Consider the following 22163-nt stretch of genomic DNA (forward strand, 5'->3'; position numbering starts at 1 on the left):
GTGTTTTCCCTGTTCAGGCCGGGTGGGACCAGGTGGGTGGTCGGAGCCTTGCACCTCAGTATCGGTCTTGTGGCCCCGAAGGTCATGTGCGCTGCCGCATTCCGCGGCGCCGACGCCCTCCCGAACGGGCCCCGGCGGCGCGTGCCGTGGCCGCCGCACCGCCGGGCCCATCAGGCGTCACCGCCGGCCGGTCGGGGCAGCTCGACCACGACGAACGCATGGCGCAGCGCGGCCGCGGGGTCCTCGCCCGCGGTCCCGCCGCCGGGCGGTGCGTTGCCCTCGGAACGGGCGGTGACCTCGATGTCCGCCAGGAGCGTGACGGCCTCCTCGCCGGTCCCCAGCCGCTCCAGATGGACCGCGAGGGCCGAACGGAACAGGTCCGCCACGCCGTCCGCGCGTGCCTGCCCGCGCCGCAGCGCCTCGCCGAAGTGGGGGAGCCCCCCGCGCATGCCGTCCGCGTGGCCGACCACCGTGACCCTCGGCGGCGGGAAGCCCGCACGTACGTTCGCCAGTGACGCCCACGCCACCTCGGCGGCCAGCCGGTGCACCGTCTCCCGCTGCGCCCCCGTCGGCTCGGACGCGCCGTCCGCGAACTCGACGCTGCCGATGGTCAGCCGTTCACTGCGGTACGGCGCCGCCGGAGGGGCGGTGTGCGGGACGACGGGGGCCGTGGCCTCGGGTTGCGTCTGCGTCAGTGTCTGGGCCTGTGTCCGCGTCCGGTTCTCGGTGGGCGTCTGCTGCCGCCGCGGGGCCCGGGGCGCCACCTCGGAGTGGTCCGCGCGGGTGTCGTGCACCGCGACCGTCGTACGGCGGCCCTGCTCCTGGTCGGCGCCCTTCGGCGGGCGCTCGGTGGTGACCGTGACGGGGAAGTCGGCCGCGGTCAGCCGCTGCAGGGGAGAACCGTGCTGGTAGTTGATGAGATACCGGTCCAGCCGGTCCCGCAGTTCCCCGTGCACGGCCTGCGCCCGCTGCCGGGCGGCGTCGGGCAGGGCCCCGCCCAGCGTGGGGCGGCGGGCGTTGCCGCGCCCGGTCACCGTGATCCGGGGCAGCGGCAGACCGTTGTGGTGGTTCCACAGCCCGGTCCGGGTCGCCAGCTCGGCCAGGTAGTTGAGCTTGCGCCCCTCGTCCTTGCCGATCTGCCGGGAGCCCTCACGGAACCCGATGTCGATCTTCGGAAGCCGGTGACCGTGCACGATCACCGCGGTCAGCGGGTTGGCCTCGGCCGAGCGGTCCGAGGTGAGCAGGTCGGCGCTGACCTCGTGCATGGTCTCGCCCGGCCGCTGGGAGAACATCCGGAAGTGCCACAGGTCGCTGCCCTTGGCCAGCTCCGAAGCCTGCTTCATGCGCGCCTCGGCGGCCTTGAGCGCCTTGTCGAACTCCGCGGCGGCGCTCGCGTGCTCGGGGGTGCCCGGAGCCGCCCCGTCGACCTTCCGCCGGGCGTCCGCCGTCCTGGTCAGCGCGTCCACGAGGGCCAGATGCCGCTCCAGCCGCTTGACCCGCGCCTCGTCGGCGCCGGCCGCCCGCGCCCGGTCCAGCTCTTTGTCGATGGCCCGGTGCAGCCTGCGGAAGCCGCCCGGGGTGCCGTGGCGCAGCGTCTCCGAGACGGCCGTCTTCACGATGCCCGCGACGTGCGCGCGGCGGGCGAAGTTCTCCAGGGTGATCTGGTGCCTGCCGTCCTCGCTGGAGAGCACGACGGTGGCGAAGTGGTAGCCGTAGTGGCTGCCCTCCGGCTCGCCGGGCTTCGCGTAGTTGCGCGCCAGGCTCGGCAGGCCGTTCTCGTCCAGCGCGTTGATCGAGTGCACCAGGTAGGCCTCGCCGACCTTCGCCCAGGCGTGCTCGTTGATGCCGATCTGCCGCGCGGCGGCGGACAGCGCGTCGCGCCGCGGATTGACCAGCGGGTCGTAACTCAGCGCGCTGCCGTAGGACTTGCCCGGCGTCGGGCCGTCGCTCTCGGCGATGAGCCGGTCGTCCCGCCGCACCTGGTCGACGGCCCACGACGGGCCCAGCGGCCCGGTCGGCCGCTCGCCGTCCGCCACCAGGGAGAGGGACTCGGCGAGGTGGTGGATGCCGGTGACCTCGGTGCGGCCGAGGGCGTTGATCGGAGCCTTGTCCAGGCTCGAACCGTCGGGGCCGCGGAAGACCACGTGCGAGGCGGCGCCGCCGGACACCATCTGGGCGAAGTCCCGGCAGATCTCCTCCTCCGACTTCCCGGAGCGGGTCAGGAACCGCGGCGTGACACGCACCAGTTCACGATGCCCACCCTGGCCGTCGGCAACCCGCAGCGTGAGGTCGCCGGCCTCCAGCCGTACCAGGGAGCCCGCGAGCGCCAGGCGCCGGTTGGACGCCTCGATCGCCTCGGGAGTGGCGAACACCTGCTGGCCGTAGCCGCCCTCACGGTGCGCCAGCGACAGGTCCTGTGACACATGGAGCGGCGGGTGGTCCCCGACCAGCGTCCGCTGGTGCCCCTGGGAGGGCACCCACAGCGAGGGCACGTCGCCCGAGCGGCCGTAGGCGAAGGTGGCGAAGTTCATGCCGGTGGGCTCTTCGAACAGCACCGTGTGGGGATCGGCCCCGATCACCTCGTAGTCGCTGGTCGTCAGCGGGCGGGCCCTCAGCCGGTCGATCAGGTTCGCCGGTGCCAGGGCCGACTCGTGGCCGCCGGGGTGCGGCAGCAGCTTGCTCGCGTAGTCCGGGCCGGCGGGTTCGTGCTCCGGCGTCGGGGAACCGAAGTCGAACAGGTCCAGCGGGCCGCGCGGGCCGCCCAGATGCAGGGCCCAGCCGCCGCTGCCGCCGGACAGGTCGAGGAGTTCGTCACCGGTGCGCCAGTCGAGCACCGGGTGCACCCGCGAGTCGGTCGACCACACCGCCGTCCCGGCCCGGTCCGCGACCAGCCGCGCCAGCTCCTGGTCCTGCCCGTGCGAGACCACCAGCACGATGTCCTGGTCCGCGCCGCGCAGCGGGTCACGGGCCACCAGCTCGGCGAACTCGGCCTCGGACACATGGACCGTACGGCCGTTCAGCCGCAGCGCCAGCCCGCCCGGGGTCCGGTCGGCGGCCGCCACGTACGGGCTGCGCCACGGTGCCGTGTGCCGCGTCTGCTCCCCGTCGGAGCCGGTCGTCGTGTAGTGCGTGAGGTCCGACGGCACCGTGTGCGAGGCCGTCCAGTCGCGGCCCACGTGCGCCGAGCCGCCGCGCAGCAGGGTGTCGTCGCCCAGCGCCTGGTGCGTGGTGGCGAGGAAGTGCGCGCCGAGCGCGGCGGCGTCCCGCGTCGCCTCGGGACCGGCGAGCGCGGTGAGTTCCAGCAGATCCCGGTAGTCCTGCGCGGTGGGCGCGCCGTCGAGACGGAGCACCTGCCCGGCCAGCACCTCGACGGGGGGCCGCTGCTCCGCGTCCGGCGTGACGTGCGCCAGGTCCATCGACTGGAGGGTCAGCAGGGCGTTGTGGACCCGGTCGTACGCGTCCTGGTCGAGGGTGTCGCCGTAGAGCTGGTCCAGCCAGTCGTACTCGCGCCTGCGTTCATCGGTGTACTCCGCCAGGAACTCCGCGTAGTCGAAGTCCTCCGAGCCCTCCTCCCCGGACCGCTCCTGGACGCCTTGCGGCACGCGCGGGTCCCGGGTCCCCTCCTGCTCCCCGTCGTGCCGTCCGGGATCGGTCACCGGGTCGACCCAGACGTGCCGCCGGGTCACCGGCGGAGCGGTCGCACGGGCCTCCTGCCAGCGCGGGTCCTGCGGGCCGAAGGCGGTGTGCGCCGCGTCGGCGCCGGGACGCACGACGGTCTCGGGTACGTCGCCGACGAGCGCCCCGAGCAGTTGGAGGTGCCGTCCGCGCAGCCCGCCCTGGGCGAGCCCGTCCGGCGCCGGCCGGTGGAAGTCGCCGAGCAGGCTGCCCGTCACCCCGGCCCGGCCCGGACCCTCGCCGTCGTCCTCCCGGTACTCGTCGCGCAGCCCGAGCTGATGACCCAGCTCATGGGCGTACGCGACCGGTTCGGCGTCCGTCCACCACGTGTGCTGGTCCATCGGACGGTCGTGGCCCGCGAGGTCCACCACCAGATGGGGCTGGTCGTCCGCCGCCACGCGCTCCACCGTGACGTGCAGTCGGCTGCCGTCGGGGAGCTGGTGGCCGGGGCTGTTGTAGAACTCCTCGGTCCCCTGGACGAGCCGTTGCCAGGCGGTCTCGGCGTCCTGCTCCGGACCGCCCCGGAAGGCGACCCGGACCGTCAGATCGGTGACGGCGGTGTCACCGGCGCGGAACACCCGCGCGTCGAAGGCGGAGCGCACCACGAAGCGGGGCGCCTGGTCGCGGGGACGGCGCGGAGCGGCGCTGCCGGTGACGGACCCGGATGCCTTCGGCGCCCTGGGGGCGACCTCGTCGTCGGTGACCGTCGTGGTGTGGCGTGCCGGCAGCTGCGCGGCGTCGTAGTGGCTGTGGCCGTCGTAGTGCACGTCGACCGTGCGGCCGGTGTGTCCGGGGCCGGTCGTCTCCATGGCGGTCGTGCCGTCGGGCAGCAGCCGGAAGGTGCGCAGCCGGGTGCCGAGGGTGTGCGCCACCAGGGCGGGGAAGACCTCGCCCTCGTCGGTGTTCCAGGCGTCGTTGCCCGGCACCCAGTTCTCCACGGCCCGGACCAGCGCCTGGTGCTCGGCCGGCGTCAGCGGCTGGTGCAGCGAGGTGTCCACGACGGCGTCGACCAGGGCCTCCTTGCTGTCGATGTGGTCGAGGCTGAGCGGCTCGCCGTGCGCGGTCAGATAGTCGAACTGGGCGTGCGGCGCCAGGGCGTCGTCGTGCAGGACCCAGCGGCCGAGCCTGTTCGTCGTCTCCGGGACCTCGGCCGCGGCGGCCTCGGCGGCGTCCCGCGGGGAGAGGTGGTGCGGCTCGCCCGTCAGCTCGCGGGTGCGGGCCTCGATGTAGAGGGTGCGCAGGGCCCGCGGGTGGAGCCAGTCGGGTGACATGACACGGTCGACGCCGTAGCGCCCCAGCCGTGCGCGCAGTTCCTCGGGGCTTTCGTTACGCAGCTGCCGCTGGAGCCGGTCCACCTGGACGCGCCGGTACACCTCCGCGACCTCGTGCGGCAGTTCGTGCGCGGGGGTCGACCGCAGACCGCCCAGCACCATCCGGTGCAGGTTCCCGGCGGCCCGGCCCAAGGGGCTGTGCGGGTCGACGGCCGTCTGCTGCCGGGTGCCGATCTGCTGGAGGACGGCCTGGTGCAGAGCGCGCGCGTCCCGCGGGGTGCCGCCGTGCAGGGCGGCGGGCCAGTGCTCGGGCGGGGTGCTGGCGAGCACGGAGTACAGCAGGCAGCGGCCGTCGCCGGGGACCTTGAGGCGGGGCGGGGCCGGGGGCGCGGAGGAGATGTCCTCGGACTCGTCGGGCTTCCGGTCCTGCTTCGGCGCCTCGGCGTCCTTGTCCTTGGGCTGCCGCTCGGGCTCGTGGTCCTGCTGTTTCCGCCCGGAGTCCTCGGGGGGCTGCTTCTCGGTCTCCTTCGGGTCCTTGGGGGGCTGCTTCTCGGTCTCCTTCGGGTCCTTGGGGGGCTGCTTCTCGGTCTCCTTCGGGTCCTTGGGGGGCTGCTTCTCGGTCTCCTTCGGGTCCTTGGGGGGCTGCTTCTCGGTCTCCTTCGGGTCCTTGGGGGGCTGCTTCTCGGTCTCCTTCGGGTCCTTCGGGGTCTGTCCCTCGGTCTCCTTCGGGTCCCCTGAGGTCTTCGGGTCCTGCTGCTTCTCCCCGGTGGGCTCGGGGGACTGCTGCGATTCGGTGGGCTTCGAGGTCTGTGCCTGCTGCTCGTTCTCCTCGGGCGCCTTCTCCGGCTCCGTGACCGGGTCGTCGGTCTTCTTGGCCGTCCAGTAGTAGACGTGCCCGTCCGTGTGCGCCGTGTTCCCGTAGGTGCCGTTCTCGTCGTACTTCTGCGTGGACAGCCTGACCGGCTGCCGCATCAGCACCTGGGGTCCCTTGAGCGTGGCCTTCCCCGGCTCTGTGGCCGTCTTGCCGTGCGGCACGACCGGCGGGGGGAGGGTGCGGTTCGGCACACCCGGGCCACGGGTCACCGGGGACTTGCTCTCGAAGGTCTGGTCCCGGTCCAGTTTCATGGCGTTGGTCGGCAACGGGACGATGACGTTCGGGTTCTTGGTGGTCACCGGGAACGCGAGGGGCGTCAGGTTCGCGTTGACGCCGTTGCTCGCGGTCGTGGCCGACTCGTGCTCGGTGGCGACGGTGATCTCGTCGCTGCCGTTGTCCCGGGTGGAGATCTCCTCCGCCTCGCCGGTGGGCTGGAGGCGGATCTCCAGCCCGGTCTTCCCGTCGCTGCCGAGCGGCACCGTGCGATAACCGCCGGCGGGGTCCTTGAGCTGGTGGAACACCGTGGGCAGGGTGCTCGGCCCCAGGGTGCGGCGCAGGGAGACCTGCTGCTCAAGCGGCAGGCGCTGTTCCTTCACCAGAGGGTTGGCGTCGTCCAGCCGGGGGTCGGAGACGAAGGAGGCGATCAGCTTCTGCGCCTCCTTGGGCGTCATGGCCCCCGCCCAGTGACCGAGGGTCGAGGCGGCCGAGCCCAGGCCCCATGAGATGGCCGAGCCCGCCTTGCCCAGCATGCCGTCGCCCCAGGGCCGGGGCGTGGTGAGCACGGTCTGCGCCTGGTCGTACAGCCCGGCGTGGTTGTCGAAGCCCACCAGGTCGTGGGCCGAGTCCAGGGACGCCTGCCAGCGCTCCCGGTCCTCCTTGGAACCGGTGAGGGGCTGCAACTCGACGGTGTCGCCACCGTCGTGCGTGGTGGGCTGCTGCGTCTGCTCCTGCGTCTCTTGCTGTGTCTGCTCCTGCGACTGCTGCGGGGGCTGCTGCTTCTGCTGATGCGCGGCGGCCTGTTCGGCGGTCTCCGTCAGCGACTCGGGCACGTGGACGTGGACCCGCCACGACGGCTTCACCGGGCGGGGCGCGGCGAGGTTCACGAAGCGGCCGTACTCGGTGCGCTGGGTCACCGTGACCTCGAAACGCATCCGGTTGCCGAACTTCACCGTGTCGCCGAACTTCGACGTCTTGTGGTCGACCTTGGTGGTGACGCCGGTCTCGGCGCTCTTGGTCCGGGTGCCCTCGCCGCCTCCGGTCGGCGCCCAGGCCGCGCTGCCGAGCCCGCCCTTGCTCTCCTCCGCCTTGACGGCGGCGGCGTCCTGGCCGGGCTTCGGCTTGACGACCGGGGCGTAGGAGAGGCGGAGGTTGCCGTCGGCGCCCAGCGACCAGTTGTGCCCCGCGCTGCCCTTGACGGTCTGCGCGATGCCGACCTTGCGGGTGGTGTCCCCGGTGGAGTGGTCGCCCTCGTCGGTCCACTTCTCCTCCGGGATGCCGCGGACCAGCACCTCGGTGATCACCCGCTGGGTGCGGGACTCGTGCACGTGGTAGTCGAGGATGCCCCGGCCCACCAGGTCCTCGTAGTTGGCCGACAGGTTCTCCGGGGAGAAGGTGTCCGCGAACGGCAGCGCCGCCTCCGGCACGGGGGCGACCTGGTCCAGCTTGCGGACCTGCCGGTCGATCTCGCCGAGGATCTCGTCCGACTTGGGGATCTCGGCGGTGGCGCCGCCCAGCAGCCCCTTGGCGAGCAGCGGCGCCTGCCGGGTCCCCGTCTGGGTCCCGGTGGCGTCGCCGAGCCTGCGCACGTCGTCGTCGGACAGCAGCACCAGCACCCGGTGCTTGCCGGTCTGCGGCTCCCCGAGGAAGACGTTGCCCTTGGCGTCGGTGACCCTGCCCTGCACGGTGACGTCCGCGTCGGCCTCGTACACGTGCCAGGTGCCCTTGTACGCGGCCTTGCGCGAGGTCGTCATCTTGTGCTTGACGTTCTCGCCGCTGTTCCGGCCGGCGCCGCCCTTGCCCTTGACACCGCCGCGTGCCTGGAAGGAGGCGTCCGCGCTGTCCTTGGACGGGAAGCGGCCGACGTCGAAGCCGAGGCCCGCCTTGAACGCGACCGTGGTCTTGTCCGCGACCTGGGTGGACACGCTGGTCTTGGTCTCGATCTCCAGCTTGCCCTCGCCGGGCAGCGTCTCGCGGAACCGGAAGTTGCTCAGCCCGGTGCGCGTGGACAGCCCGACGGTGTCCCGGTTGCGACCCGAACCCACCTGCTCGTCACCGCTGTTGGCCCAGCCGCCGTGCGAGGCGGAGACCAGGGACCGCAGGTGCTCCGCGTCGGTGAGCCCGTCCAGGGCGTCCTTCAGCTCGGGCACCCGGGTGTTGCCCAAGGGGCCCGCCTTCTTCTGGAAGGCGCTGGTCAGGGACTTCTGCGCCTGGTTCCGGAACTCCTCGGAACCGGTGACGAACCGGACGGAGTGGCGCTGCGGCAGCGCGTCCAGGGTGGCGATGGTCTGCGGCGGCGGGGTGGTGGCGTCGGTCGTCTCCGGCCGGCGCGCGACCTCGACGGTGAGCCGGCCCGCGGGCCGCACCGGCTTGATCCGCTGCATGTGCGCCGAGGGCGCCTCGGTCGACAGGTGCGTGGTCGGCTGCTTGGGGTCCTCGACGCCGACCATCACCTTGAACGTCACCGGGTGCGCGTAGACGTCGGCGTCCGCCTCCAGGGAGAACTGCCGCTTCACCTCGGTCTCGGTGCCCATGGTGAGCCCGTGCGAGGGGTTGTGGGCGGTGATGTCGAGGCTGCCCATGGTGAAACCGCGTGTGACGTCCGGGTGGTCCAGCGAACTGCGCACGTTCCCGGCGAGGTTGACGACGTGCTTGGAGCTGCGGGTGACGGACTTGTCGGCGCCGGTGGTGCGGCTGCTGACCGTCTTCGTCGTCGACTTGCCGGATCCCACGTGTTCGCCGTTGGCCGGTTCGGCCTTGATCAGGATCTCGTGCGTCTTGCCCGAAGCGCCCGGCAAATGGGGGCCCTTGAAAGTGATCCGGTAGGTGCCGTCCAGCAGCTTCGGCGCGGCGCCGCGCAGCCGCGAGGGAGCGAGCTGCCGGCGCAGCTCACGCAGGTTGTCCCAGGCCTCGGGGGTGACGCGCGGGCGGTTCGCGGCCGTGGGGTCCGCGTGGATCGCCCCGGGCGGCGGCAGCACGCCGGGGTGGTTCTGGTGCATTTCGAGCACGATGTGGTCCTCCAGCTCCGTCGAGCCGGGGACGTCGAGGAACGTGGTGCGCGGGGCCGCGACCGGGTCGGTGAGCCGGGTGGGTTCGAGGGACGGCTGCCGGTCGGTCGTGGGCGGGGCGGTCAGGTCGTGCGGGACCGCGCGCAGCACCTCGCCGTGCTGTGCGTCGATGGTGAGGACGACATCGCCGTTCGGCCGGACCGGCGGCTGCTCGGACGGCGGCGGGGAGTGGTCGCCGATCGCCGTGGTGGTGGTGCCGTGCAGCCCGTCGCGGCCCGGCTGGAAGTGGTGCCGGACGAGCTGGACGCGCAGCCGCACCTGGGTGGCCACCAGGTCGGCCTTGCCGGTCTGCTCGTGGCTGAACTCGCTGCCGACGGCGTTCTTGCCCTTGGTGCCGTGGGCGAGGTTGCCGGAGCCGGTGTAGCCGGCGGTGCCGGTCAGCCAGGTGGACCGCGAGCTGTCCTGTGCCTTCCACACCTCTCCGGTGGCGCCGCCGCTGAGCCCCAGCGACCAGGAGCTGTTCTCCGTGCGGTTCTGCCCGTGCTCGCCCGACGACTTCGAGCCCAGGGTGGCCTTGTCGTCCACGGTGTGCAGGGCCTGGGAGCCGTCCGGCTCGACCGTCAGCAGCAGATGGGCCTTGCTGCCGTCGCTCAGCGTCAGAGTCTTCGACAGCAGGCCCTTGCCCGAGGCCTGCTCGAACTCGTTGAGCACGTTGGAGGGCTGGAAGAAGTCCTCGATGTCCTGGTGCGCGGTGCCGTCCGGGCGGGCCTCGCGCGGCAGCGCCTCGTAGACGGCGTCGCGGGCCGAGTTCAGCCCCGTGATCGACACGGGGTGGCCGGAGGCGGGCTTCTTCGCATGCGTGCCGGTGCCGGTTCCCGTATCGGTTCCGGTATCGGTGTCGTTCGTCCGGGCGAGGTCCCAGCCCTGCCAGGTGCGCGGCCGGTCCGTGGCCAGGTCCTCCGGGCGGGGCACGTCGGCGCGGACCTGGCCCTTGATGGCGTCGTCCGTCCCCGGGGCGTGCAGCGTGGTGCCCTCGTGGTCCGTGACCTTCACCGTATAGGTGAATTCGGAGGTGTAGCTGTCGGTCTTGCCGGTGAAGGCGAACTGGTTCGCCGTCTGCGTCGAGGACTTGACCGTGGTCTCGCGGCCATGGGTGGCGCCGCCCAGCTTCACGGAGGGGGTGACCAGGGCGGACAGCTGGGGGTTGACGGGCCGGACGATCGTCGGTCCCAGCTCCAGGCCCGCCTCGGAGGAGGTCATCTCCGTCTTGCGCGGGGTGGACTCGTGCGTCGACTCGACGGGCACGTCGAAGCCCTCGCCGTCGTTGTCCTTGGCCGCGTCGGTCTTCGGGTCCAGCCGCCAGGCGGAGGCGGTCGCCCTCAGCTCGACCTCGTACGGCCTGCCGCCCACGTGCACGGTGAACCGCCAGCCGCCGTTGACCATCCGGCCGTGCTGCTTGCGGAAGTTGGCGGGGTCGAGGGCCGCGTCCAGGCGCTGGGTGACGGAGGTGTCCCCGGCGTGGTCGCGCAGCAGGGCCTCGATCCGGGCGCGGACCGCGTCGGGGCCCGGCTCCTCGGTGATCTTCTTTCCGGCGAGGGTGTCCCGGTGCCGCCCGTCCAGCTCCGGGTCGGGTTCCTTGGCCGGGGGCTCGGCGGGCTTCTGCTCCGGGTCGGGCTCCTTGGCCGGGGGCTCGGGCGGCTTCTGCTCCTGCTCGTCCTTCGGGGTGACGGCGGGATCCTTCCGGTCCTCTTGGCCCTTACGGTCCTCCTGCCCGTCCTCGTCCTTGCGCTCCTCGTGCCGCTCCTGTTCCTCCCGCTCCTTCGGGTCGCCGTGCTCCTCGTGCCCCTCCTGTTTCCGCTCCTTCTGGTCCTGCTGCTCTTCCCGCTCTTCCCGCTTCTCCTGCTTCTGCTCCTGGTGTTCCCCGGACTCCTGCCGGTCCGGGCCGCCGTCGTCTCTGGCCTTGTCCCCGTCGTCCGCCGGGGGCTTGTTCTCCAGGGTCTCGTCCGGGCGCTTGGTCCAGGTGAGTTCGGCGTTGTCGTTCCCGGGGCGGAAGCGCAGCAGAGGTTCGCCGCCGGGGCCGTGGTGCGAGCCGACGATCTTGTCGAAGACCGACTTGCTGAACGGGGAGGGCGGATTCCAGAACATGTGGGCGCCGTGCATCACGGCGATGTCCTTGGCCTGCATCTCCTTGATCAGCGCGTCGTGCCGGGGATGCGGGATGCGGGTGCCGCCCGGGGTGGAGATGTCGAACAGGTCGTGGTCACCGGTGATGGGCCGCTCCTTGCCCTCCCCGTCGATGCCGTAGACCACGCCGTCCTTGACGGTGAACGTGTGGTCCGCCTCGTACGCCCGCATCTTCGCGGCGAGTTCGTTGTACTCGGTGGAGCGCTGGTTGTAGCGGGAGAGGACCTTGTCCCAGTCCGCGTCGGGGACGGTGCTCCGGTCGGGTGTCCGGGGCTTGAAGTAGCCGACCAGGCCGATGTCCTCGGGTTTGGCGCCGAGGTGGACGTCGGCCTCGTTGATGGTCTTCGCCTTGATGGCCTGGGGTTTGGCCATGGCTCCGGCGTCGAGCCACCGGGGGGCGGTGGGGTTGGTGGGGCGTACGTCGATGACCAGGTTCTTCCGCTGGGCGATCTCCCGGAACTCCTTGAAGTTCTTCTCCGGCATGCCGTAGGTGTCCCGCGCCGTCTGCGCGTTCACCTCGCCCTGCTTCGGCGGTTCTGACGTCCGTGTGTCCTCGTGCGGGGGCGCGGTCACCGGTTCGGGCTGCCGGGTGGGGTCGGAGACCGGGTCCACCCAGGTGTGCGTGCGCAGGACCGGCGGGGCCTGGGCGCGCGACTGCTGCCAGGCCGGGTCCCGCGTCGGGTCGTCGTACCGCTGCCGCGTGGACTCCTGCCCGGTGGTGGACTCGGGGAGCTTCGGCGGGACCTCCTCGCCGGTCAGGTCCCGGGGGCGCGGCACCGTCAGGTGGTCGCCGCCGTGGCCCTGCTGAGCGAGCAGGTCGTCGTGGCCGGCCGTGAGGGCGCCCAGCAGCCGGAGGTGGCGGTCGCGCAGCCCACCGGGGGCCAGACCCTCGTGCTCCGGGTCCTGGTGGACGTCGCCCAGCAGACTGCCGAGGACGTGCGGGCGCTGCGGCGCGGTCTCGTCGGCGTACTCGTCGCGCAGCCCCAGCTGGTGGGAGATCTCGTGCGCGTACTCGACCGGCTTGGCACCCGGCGCCCAGTTGCGCTGGTCCATGCCCTGCTCCGGGTCCACCAGCTTGACGGTCAGATGGGGCTTGTCGTCGGCGCCGACGCGTTCGAGGGTGACGTGCAGCCGGTCACCGTTGGGCAGTGTGTACCTGGGGTCGTTGAAGTACTGCTCGACCCCCTCCTGCGCCCGGCGCCAGACGTCGTCGGCGTCGTGCGACCCCGAGCCGTCGTTCAGCGCCACGCGCACCGTCAGCTCGGTGTACGGCGTGTCGCCGACGGTGAAGCGCCGCTGGTCGAAGCCGGAGCGCACCACGTAGCGCGGGGTCCGGTCCAGCCGCATCCGGGGCGGCCCCGAGGGGCCGCCGGTGCCGGCCGCGCGGCGCAGGTCGTCCAGGTCCCTGGTGCCGGGGACGGGGTGGACGGCCGGATGGGCCGGGTCCTCGACCGGGGCGTCCTTGTGGGCGACGAGCTGCTGGTCCTCCTGGACCTGCCCGTGGTTCCCCTGACTCTTTGAGGCGGTCTGCTCCGTGGTCTGCTCGTCGGAGTCGGTGCGGGGGACGTGGGTGTCCTGCGCCGGGGCCCGGAGCGGCTCGCCGCCGCCGGAAGTACCGTGCGCCACGGGCGCGTTGTGCCGCGGGGGCGTGCTGTCCTCGACGGCCGGCGGCTGCTCGTCGGACCCGGTGGTGACGCGGTCGAGGTGGCCGGGGGACTCGGCGGTGGCGGTCGGCCGCGCCAGCTCCTGCCGCAGCCCGCTGGTGCGCTCGTCGTACGTCAGGTGCGAGGACAGCTCGTCGCGGGTGTCCTCGATCCGGCGTGCGGTGTCCTCGGGGTCACCGGAGTGCAGGCCGAGCAACTGCTCGGCATGCCGGTTCCGCAACTCCTCGATACGGTCGGTCAGTTCGCGCACCCGGTCCTGGCGGTCCAGCTCGCGTTGCCGCAGATGCCGTTCGAGCTTGTCGAGGGCGTCCCTGGCCTCCGGCTCGGTGGCCGCGTCCCGGGCGCGGGCGCGCAGCTCGGCGGCGCGCGGATCGTTCTCGCCGTCGTGGAGGGCGTCGAGGCGTTCGCGCAGTTCGCGGTCGGAGGGCCGGTCGCCGTCGTCCGCCTTGAGCCGGTCCAGGCGCTCTTGGAGCCGCTGGTCCGTCCGGTACTCGTGCAGCTCGCGCAGCGCCTGGTCGGCCTCCTCCGGGGAATTCGCCCGGTCCACCCGCTCGCGCAGCTCGCGTTCGTGGTCGTCCACGCCGTCGCCGAGGGCGTCGAGACGCCGGCGCAGGTCCTCCTCGCTGCCGGGCACCGGGCGCCGCTCCGCCGTCGGCTCGTCCGACACGAGCCGGTCGAGGCGCTCCTGGAGCTCCCGCTCCTGGCGGTGCTCCTCCAGGTCCCGCAGGGCGAGGTCCGCCTCCTCGGGCGTCCTGGCGTGGTCGAGGCGCTCGTACAGCGCCGCCGCCTCGGGGTCCGGATCGGTGGAGGTGCGCAACCTGGCCAGTCTGTCGCGCAGTTCGGCGTCCTGGCGCGCCTCGTCCAGCCGGGCGCGCAGCCGGTCGGCGGTGGGCCCGTCGGTGGTCAGCGCGAGCCGCTGCCGCAGGTCCTCCACCTCCCGGTGGAACGGGCGGGGGGCGTCCCGCCCGGTCAGCGCCTCGGCGGGGACATGGCTCTCCACGTACGCCGAGTACTCGTTGAGCCTGCTGTCCAGCAGCTCGGAGTCGCCCGAGCGGCGGGCCTGTTCGACCGCGTCGACCTTGCTCTGCCACTCCTCCTTGGCACCGGTGAGGTTCGTCAGCCGGTCGAAGCCGCCTCGCGCGTGTTCGTGGAACGCCTCGTAACGCTGTTGGACGGTGCGTGTTTCGACATGGTCGCGGAAGGCCGTCAGGTGCTCCCCGGCGCGCTCCCAGTCACCGGACGCGACGGCCTCCCGCACCGCCCGGGCGTACGCGGTGCGGTCGGCATCGGACAGGCCTGCCGTACGTGCGGCCCGGTCGAGGTCCGTCAGACGCTGCCGCACCCCGGCGTCCGGCGACACGGGCCGGGTCGTCGGCGGGGTCGGCGCCTCGTGCAGCGGCCCCGGCGAGCCCGGGTCGTGCGTGGGCACCACGATGCCGTCCAACCGGGTCAGCTGCTCGGTGACATGGGCCGAGGGGCCGTCCTCGACGGTCTCCGGGTGCGGGGTCGTACCGGGCTGGTGCCGGGGGACCTCCGGGAAGGAGGGCAGGTGTTCGCCGTCGGTGGGGTGCGGGGTGGGAGGCGTCGCGGTCCGGTGCTGCTGGGGGGCCGTGGCGTTCTCGGTGACGGGCGCCTGCGAGCGCGGTGCGCGGGGGGCGACCTCGTTCTGCGCGGGGTGGCTGGAGGTGGAGTGGCCGGTGGTGGCCGTCGGGCGCGTCTGGGTGGGCCCCTGGTGCGGGGTGGACTCCGTCTCCGGACGTGGGGTGGACGACGACTGGACGCCGTGGACCGGGTTGGCGGCGCCCGTGGACTCGGTGGACGGACGGTTGCCTCCCGCCACCGGCGTCTGCGACCGGCCCGGCGCCGTGCTCGGCTGCGGAGTGCTGCCGGCGGCGTGGGGGCTCTGCGGGCTCTGGGTGGTGGTGGGTGCCTTGGCCGCGGGCGGCGGCTGGTCGGCGGTGGTCTGGGGCTGGCTGGTCGTGTCCGTGATCTGGGGCGCGGGGCGGTTCGTCGTCTCCGTGGCCTGGTTCGTCGTCTCCGTGACCTGCGGCGCGACGTGGTGGGGCGGGTCCGTGACCTGGTGCTCGCCCGTCGTGATGTCCGTGACCGTGCCGTGGCCGCCGCCGAGCGTGGTCTCGAAGCCGGGCAGCCCGCCGGAGTGCCCCTGCCGGCCGGAGACGGCGGTGTGCGCGGGCGGCGCGGTCTCGGTGGAGACGTGCGCAGTCGTGACGGTCTTCTGACCGCTGCCGGTGATGTGGTCCTCGGACTCGGTGACCGGGAGGTGATTGGTGGAACGCGAGGAGCCGCCGCCCAGGCCGGAGTTCTGGCCGGCGCCGGCGGAAGTCGTCGTGGCCGTACCGCTGCCGCCCGCCCGGCCGTTGTCGGTGCTTCCGGTGCTTCCGGTGCTTCCGGTGCTTCCGGTGCTTCCGGTGCTTCCGGTGCTTCCGGTGTTTCCGGTGCTTCCCGTGCTCGTGTGGTTTGTGACGTCCTCGACCGTGCCGACGGTCCCGATGTCACCGCCCTTGCCGGAGCCGGACCCGGAGCCCGTGCCCTTCTCCAGGTCACCGGTGCTCAGGTTCTCCGTGCTCGGCAGGTCCGGGCCGCCGCCCCCGGAGGGCGACTTGGGCAGGTGGAGGTCGGGCGTGGACGGCAGGTGGAGGTCCGGGGTGTGGACCTCGGTGTGCTCACCGCCGCCGAACCTGCGCCTGCCCCCGCCGCCGCCCATCGCGCCGATGATGCCCGAGGTCAGCGCGGAGCCCATGTCGTTCTCGCCGCCGAAGATCTCGGACATCACCTCGGTGGTGACGAGGCTGGAGGCGCCGCCGATGAGGCCCTTGCCGATCAGCGTGGACGCGAACTTCGGCGCCACCACCGAGCCCGCGCCCGAGAAGAGGCCGCCGATCGCACCGCCGATCGCGCCGCCCTCCAGGGCCTGGAGCGTGGCGTCGGTGTCCCACTTGGTGCGGTCGCCCTTGAGGAACTGGATCCCCTGGATCACCGCGTCCATGCCGACCATGAAGCCGACACCCGTGGCGATCGAGATCAGCAGCCGCTTCAGCAGCATCTTCACGATCGCCCGCACGCCGGTGACCAGGGCCGGGATCGCCTCGGGCGCCCAGAAGGCCAGTTCGGCGATCTCCACCGCCAGCCAGATCAGCTGCGCGATGATCATGTACTTGGCGTACTCGACCTGCAACCCGGTGTTTCTGCCCAGGTCGCCCAACTGCCCGGCCGCCTCGGCCATGTCGGGGATGTTGGACTTCAGCTGCTGGGTGAAGTCGGCGAACTCGTCGGCCACCTCGCCGCCGATGCTGTTCAGCACACCGCTGGTCGCGGGATCGATCTCGCGGCTGATGGCGGTGAGCTGGCGCGCCGCGTCGTCCCACGCCGCGCCCAGGCTGCGCAACTTGTCCTCGTCGCCCTTCGGCCAGTCCTGTCCGACGGCCAGCTTGGCGACCCAACCGAGTTCCGGGGGCAGTTCGATGCTCATGGCTTGGTGTTCTTCACCCGCGTCTCGGGCTTGGCCTCGGTCGAGGCGTGCAGGCGGCGGGTGGCCTCGATGTTCTGGTCCTCCATGCGTTCGAGATTGACGGCCATGGTCCGGATGCCGTCGTGCATGCTGTCGACCAGTTGGCCCATCTGCCCGGTGCTTTCGATGATCTGCGTCCTGGGCGTGGCGTACTGCTCGTAAAACTGCCTGCCGGTGGCGTCGTCGCCCCAGCACTCGCCCAGTTCGCCGAGCCTGCCCTCCAGGCTCTTGCCGATGTCCCGGAACCGCGCCGCCAGTTGCTGCACGTACGGCAGCTGGTTGCGCAGCCCGTCGGTGTCGACGTAGAACTTGCCGTCAGCCATGCGTTCCTCCCGAGATCCCGTGGTGGTGGCGGGGCGCGTCGTCCGGCGTCACCGGGTGTCCCCGCGTCGTACGTCCGGACGCCCCTCGGCGATGTAGTCGCGCACCTCGGCGGGCATGCCCGGCTCCTCGGCCAGCAGCTCCGTGGCGTCGACCCGGCCCTCCAGCAGATCGGTGATCCTGACCCCCGCGGGCAGGCCCTGGGAGCTGACCTCCGCGACCGCCTCCAGCGCGTTGGCGCGGGCCTGGCGGATGGTGGTGAGCAGCGCCTCGGACAGCTCCTTCGGGGCCATGCGGTGGTACGCGCCGGTGGGGAACTCGATCGCGGTGACCTCGCCCTGCGCGTTCACGGTCGCCTTGACGGTCTGCCGGGGCGCGGTCGCCGTGCCGGTCACCTCGTTGATCCGGCGCCGCGCCTCAGCGGCCTCCGCGCGCTGTTTGCGGTACAGCGCCAGCAGGTCCTCTATCTCCTGGTCGTAGGGGCTGCTCACGTGAGTCTCCTTGCGTCGTGCGAGGGTGCGGCGCCCGGGTGGGGGCGCCGCGTGCCGGGACGGAGCCGCGCGGGGCGCGGCTGCCGGGTGGCGGACGGTCGCGGCGGTGTCACAGCACCGCCCCGGAGCCGTCGGACGCCGTCGAGCCCCAGGTGTCGCTGTCCTGGACCAGCAGGTCGGCGATGCCCCGGCTCGGCTGTTCCGCCTCCGCCTCGTCCTCCGGCTCCTCCACCGGTTCCTGCGGGGGGAGTTCGGCGGTCAGCTCCGAGGGGTCGCCGGTGAACGAGCGCAGCGGCACGGCCGGGACGACGGCCTCCCCCGGGGCCGCGGGCGCCGACCGGTTGGGGCGCCACGTGTTCAGCCGGGGACCGTCCGCCTGCTGCGCCGCCTCGGCGGCGGCCCCGCCGGACCAGGTGCTCGCGTCCTCCGTCGCGTAGCCGGGTGCCTGGACCTCCTGCTCGTCCTCGGTCGGCACCGACCACAGCAGCGGCACGAAGGACGCCCCGGCGCTGTCCCAGGCCGCCGTGTCCTCCGCGTCCGGCTCGGATGCGGGCGCCAACGCCACGTGGTCGTCGGGAAGTTCGGCGTCGTAGGAGTCGACGGCGGCGAGGTGCCGCGGTGCCGCCGGTTCCTCGCCGTCCCCGTCCCCCGGGGCCTCGGCGGCGGGCCGCTCCGGGTCCCGGCCGCCGTCCGTGGGCAGCACGACCAGCGCGGCCTCGTCGTCCTCGTCCCGATGCCGGCGCCGGCGCTCGCCGGGCTGCTCCGCGCCCGCGCCGAGCGTCGTCCCGGCCACGGCCGCCGCGGTGGCACCCGCCGCCGCGCCCAGCAGCGAGGCGGGCAACGCGCCCTCACCGAGGCCCTCCCGGGCCCCTACGACCGGACGCTCACCGCCGGTCTGAGCGTCAGGCGTCCACGGCAGCGTGTCGGGGGCCAGCAGGCCCGAGGAGTCGGACCGCTCCTGCTGCGTCCCGGCGGGAGCGGCGCCGGCGCCGGGCATCATGCCGGGCATCCCCGGACCGACCTGGCCCGCCACGGCCCCGCCCGTCACGGCGGCGGCAGGCTGTGCGGCCTCCGCGGCCGCGACCTCCCCGGCGGGCGCGAGGGTCGCCGCCGTCGGCTCCGGTGTGATGGGCAGCCCGTCCGAGCCGATCATCACACCCTGGGGGAGGCCGGGCGTCGCGGCCTGCGCGGGCTCGGGTGCCAGGGGCAGACCGGCGAGGCCCTCGCCGCCCGCGTCGGCACCGCCGAGTACCTCATCGGAGACGCCGGGCGCGCCGGTCCACGACTCGGCGTCGGGCTCCAGCAGCCCGGAGGAGTCGCTTCGGTCGGGGCCCGCCTGGGCGGCCGGGCCGCCCTGGGCCATGCCCGGCATCATCGGCACGCCGCCCGGCCCCAGGGCCGCGCCCTCTCCGTCCCCTTCGGCACCCGGCGCCGCCGCCTCCGCGTCCAGCGGCAGGCCGAGGCCCTCGCCGCCCGCCGAGGCACCGGCACCGCCGATCTCCCGCTCGACGTCGGGGTCGCCGAGCCAGGGTTCGGCTTCGTTGTCGAGGAGGCCGCGGGAGTCGCTCGGGTCAAGGGCGCCGGTCTGGGGCGTGCCGCCCGCGCCGCCCATGCCGGGCATCATGGGCATGCCGCCCGTGCCGAGGCCGGTGGTGCCGATGCCTTCGTCGGTGCCGAGGGTGCCGGGGTAGGCCTGTGCGTGCTGTTCGTCGAGTGGCAGGGCGAGGCCGTCGCCGCCCGCGTCGGCGCCGTGGCCGCCGACTTCGTCGTCCACCGCGGGGTCGCCGAGCCAGGGTTCGGCCTCGTTGTCGAGGAGGCCGCGGGAGTCGCTCGGGTCGGGGGTGCCGGTCTGGGGCATGCCACCCGCGCCGCCCATGCCGGGCATCATGGGCATGCCGCCCGTGCCGAGGCCGGTGGTGCCGATGCCTTCGTCGGTGCCGAGGGTGCCGGGGTAGGCCTGTGCGTGCTGTTCGTCGAGTGGCAGGGCGAGGCCGTCGCCGCCCGCGTCGGCGCCGTGGCCGCCGACTTCGTCGCCTACCGCGGGGTCGCCGAGCCAGGGTTCGGCCTCGTTGTCGAGGAGGCCGCGGGAGTCGCTCGGGTCGGGGGTGCCGGTCTGGGGCATGCCACCCGCGCCGCCCATGCCGGGCATCATCGGCATACCGCCCAGGCCGGCACCCGCGTTGTCCCCTGCCGTGGCCGAACCGGGCGACGACTCCAGCGCGTCGTTCAGCATCGAGGGCGAGTCGAGGCCTTCCGGCAGGCCCGTCTCCAGGCCGCCCGGGTACTGGGCCGGGGAGATGTCGTCGAGCCCCGCGCCCGCGTCCAGACCGCCGGGGGCGCCGACGTCGGTGCTGCCGGGGAACTTCAGCGGGGCGCTGTCGCCGCCCCACGTGGACGGGTCCTCGGCGAGTTTCGAAAAGGACGGGGTCTTCCCGGTGCCGTTGTCCGTGCCCGGGTTCGGGCTGAGGCCGGGGAACGCGGTGGGCGCGAACGTCGGGGCGCCGCCGAGGTCGCTGCCGCCCGGGAACGCGGTCGGGTTGAGCGCCTGGTCCAGGGCGCTCGGGTCGAGGGTGTCGTTGCCGACGGTGTCACCGGGAAGACCGTCCAAGCCGAGTCCGTCACCGCCCAGGCCGAGCCCGTCGCCGTCCACGCCGGTGCCGCCGGAGTACGGCGTCGGCGTGGCGAGCGCGTCCATCGTGTCCATGGCCGGCATCTCGGGCGTCGAGGTGCCCGTGACGTCGGGAGCGGCGAACTGCTGCGGGTCCGGCGCGTTGACGTCGGGCACGTTGCCGGGGTCGGTGAGATCCGGGTTGGACAGGTCCGGGATGTCGTCCGGCACATCGGGGCCGTTGGTCGGGCTGGTCACCGGGGGAGGGGTGTGCACCGAGTCGATGGTCACCTGGTACTCGCCCGCGAGGCTCTTGAGCACCGCCCGCATGTCACTGGTCATCATCTCGACCAGCTCGGGCTTCTCGTGGATCGGGATCAGGCCGTTGCTCATCGGCTTGACGCCCATCTTCACGGCCTGGTTGGCGTACCAGCTGTCGATGTCCGCGATCTTGACCTGCGCGTTGTGCAGGTTGATCGAGTTGTCGGCGAGCTGCTGCGGCACCGAGTTGCCCGCCTCGCCGCCGGAGAGCACGTCCGCGGTCGCCTTCACCTGGCGGGAGAACGTGTTGATCATGTCGAGGAAGGCGTCCGCGGCGGCACCCTTCCAAGGGCCGTTCTCCCCGGCCAGCGCGTTCGCCTGGTCGGCGAGGCTCTTGGCGATCCCGGTGAGCACCACCTGGGCGTTGAGGAAATGTCCGGCCGCGTCCATCAGGGACTGGGGGTCGGAGATGCCCTTGGCCCGCTCCACGTTGGCGTCGGAGGATGTGCCGGCGGCCATGCCGTTGATCGCCGCCATGATCTGTTTCCAGTCCCACGAGTTGTAGTCCTGGATCGAGCCGGGATCGCTTCCGGGATCACCGAAGACGCCGTCGTCGCTGTCCTTGAACCCGCCGGTGTTGTAGTCCGGGCTGCCCATGTGTGCCCCAGTCTCCTGCTCGCGCCGCTGTCAGGTCCCCGCCGTTCCCCGGCCGCCGGTGTACGGCGCCGGGGAACGGCGGTGACCACCCGTCAACTTGCTCCGCCGCCGGACCCGCCGGCGTCGGTCACCAGGCTGGTGAAGTCGCTGGATGTGCTCTGCATGGCGCTCTGCAGATCCGTCGCCTTCATCTTCCCGGCGTCTTCCAAAGTGGTGTAGTGCTGCGCCAACTGCTTGATGCCGTCACGCAGATCACCCAGGCCCTGGGCCAGGTCCTGGAACACCTTGATGTACTGCTCCTTCAGTCCGGAGTCGGCGTTCGGGCCGTTGACCTTCGTCCGGATCTGGTTCGCGTGGTAGAACGCGCCGGGTTCGACCTGCACCTTCTGCAGATCGGTGGCGGCGTCCCGCGCGGGTTTGATCAACTTGTCGATGTTGTCCGCGAACACCACCATCGACGGGGTGTCCACACTGGTGCCGCTGCCCGGCTTGCCCGAGCCGCCCGGCACGTTCGGCGGATCGAAGCTCTTGGCCGAGGGCGGGGTGCCGTGCCCGGCGTCGATCGACGTCTGGCCGTCGTAGTGCTCGGGTTTGTGCGGTGGCGGTGTCTTGTGCGGCTTTATCGGCGGCGGGGGATTGTCGTACACAGGTCACCCCCAGAGTCGAACGCCCTGGCGCTCGCCGCTGACGTAGTACTCGTTGATCTCGCCGAGCATCTGGGTGGCGGAGGCGGCCTTCTGCGTCATGTCCGCGGCGGCCGCGTCCCACTGCGCCTTGACCTGCTGGTAGGTCTGCTGCGCGTCGCTGGTCCACTCGCTCAGGTGCATCTTCGCCGCGTTGTCCAGGTCGGCGAGGGTCTGGTTGATCTTCTGGGTGATGGTGGTCATCTCGCCGACGATGTAGTCGACCTGCTCCATCTGGACGGTGTACGTGGCCATCTGCTGTCCGGCTCCTTGTATGGGTACGGAGGGGGTGTCGGTCGGGGAGGGGTCAGGAAGGGAAGCCGGGCAGACCGACGTGGCCGCTGCCGACCTGCTGTGCGACCTGGTTGGCCCGCTGCTGGGTGTCCTCGTGGGTGTTGGCGTAGACGTTGGTGTTCTCCGCCAGCTTCTCCAGCATGGTGCGCAGCGCCTGGTTGACCTTGTCGAAGTCCTCCAGCCAGGACTGCATGGCGGCGGTGTAGATGTTGGCCGCGTCGCCGGTCCAGCTCGCCTTGAGCCCCTCGATCTGGCCGTCCATCTGCGCGTACGAGCCGGTGGTCTCGTCCAGGGCGGTCTGGAAGCTGCCCTGGGCGGCGGTCATTCCCTGTAGTTCGACTGACGTCAGTGCCATCGTCTGGTCCTCTCTTCTCCTGCGGCGCCCGGCCGGAGCCGTTGACAGCGATGTCACACCGGGTTCGGGTGC

The 22163-nt window shown here is 72.6% G+C and carries 7 protein-coding genes; all 7 read right to left on the reverse strand.

The genetic code is table 11. The features are described from left to right. Positions 1–170: 170 nt before the first annotated feature. A complete protein-coding gene (locus tag HZZ00_RS13610; RefSeq protein WP_180332425.1) occupies positions 171–16382 on the reverse strand; it encodes a hypothetical protein in 16212 nt (5403 codons plus the stop codon). Beyond that, positions 16379–16744: a WXG100 family type VII secretion target gene (locus tag HZZ00_RS13615; RefSeq protein WP_180332426.1), complete on the reverse strand. Its 366-nt coding sequence runs from the start codon at positions 16742–16744 to the stop codon at positions 16379–16381. The genes HZZ00_RS13610 and HZZ00_RS13615 overlap by 4 nt, the downstream gene beginning before the upstream one ends. Before the next feature lie 48 nt (positions 16745–16792). Beyond that, complete coding sequence (locus HZZ00_RS13620; protein WP_180332427.1) at positions 16793–17233, reverse strand: YbaB/EbfC family nucleoid-associated protein; 441 nt, start codon at positions 17231–17233, stop codon at positions 16793–16795. A 109-nt stretch (positions 17234–17342) separates the two neighbouring features. Next, positions 17343–20759, reverse strand: coding sequence for a WXG100 family type VII secretion target (locus HZZ00_RS13625; RefSeq protein ID WP_180332428.1), 3417 nt, complete (start codon positions 20757–20759; stop codon positions 17343–17345). Positions 20760–20851: 92 nt separating this feature from the next. After that, positions 20852–21406 carry a hypothetical protein gene (locus HZZ00_RS13630; RefSeq protein WP_180332429.1) on the reverse strand — a complete coding sequence of 185 codons (555 nt, stop codon included), beginning with the start codon at positions 21404–21406 and terminating at the stop codon, positions 20852–20854. Between the two features lie 3 nt (positions 21407–21409). Beyond that, positions 21410–21697 carry a WXG100 family type VII secretion target gene (locus tag HZZ00_RS13635; RefSeq protein WP_070026593.1) on the reverse strand — a complete coding sequence of 96 codons (288 nt, stop codon included), beginning with the start codon at positions 21695–21697 and terminating at the stop codon, positions 21410–21412. A 52-nt stretch (positions 21698–21749) separates the two neighbouring features. Continuing rightward, a complete protein-coding gene (locus HZZ00_RS13640; protein ID WP_079172270.1) occupies positions 21750–22091 on the reverse strand; it encodes a WXG100 family type VII secretion target in 342 nt (113 codons plus the stop codon). Positions 22092–22163 lie beyond the last annotated feature (72 nt).

Origin of the sequence: Streptomyces sp. NEAU-sy36 (assembly GCF_013423905.1) — a bacterium.
Lineage (GTDB): Bacteria > Actinomycetota > Actinomycetes > Streptomycetales > Streptomycetaceae > Streptomyces > Streptomyces misionensis.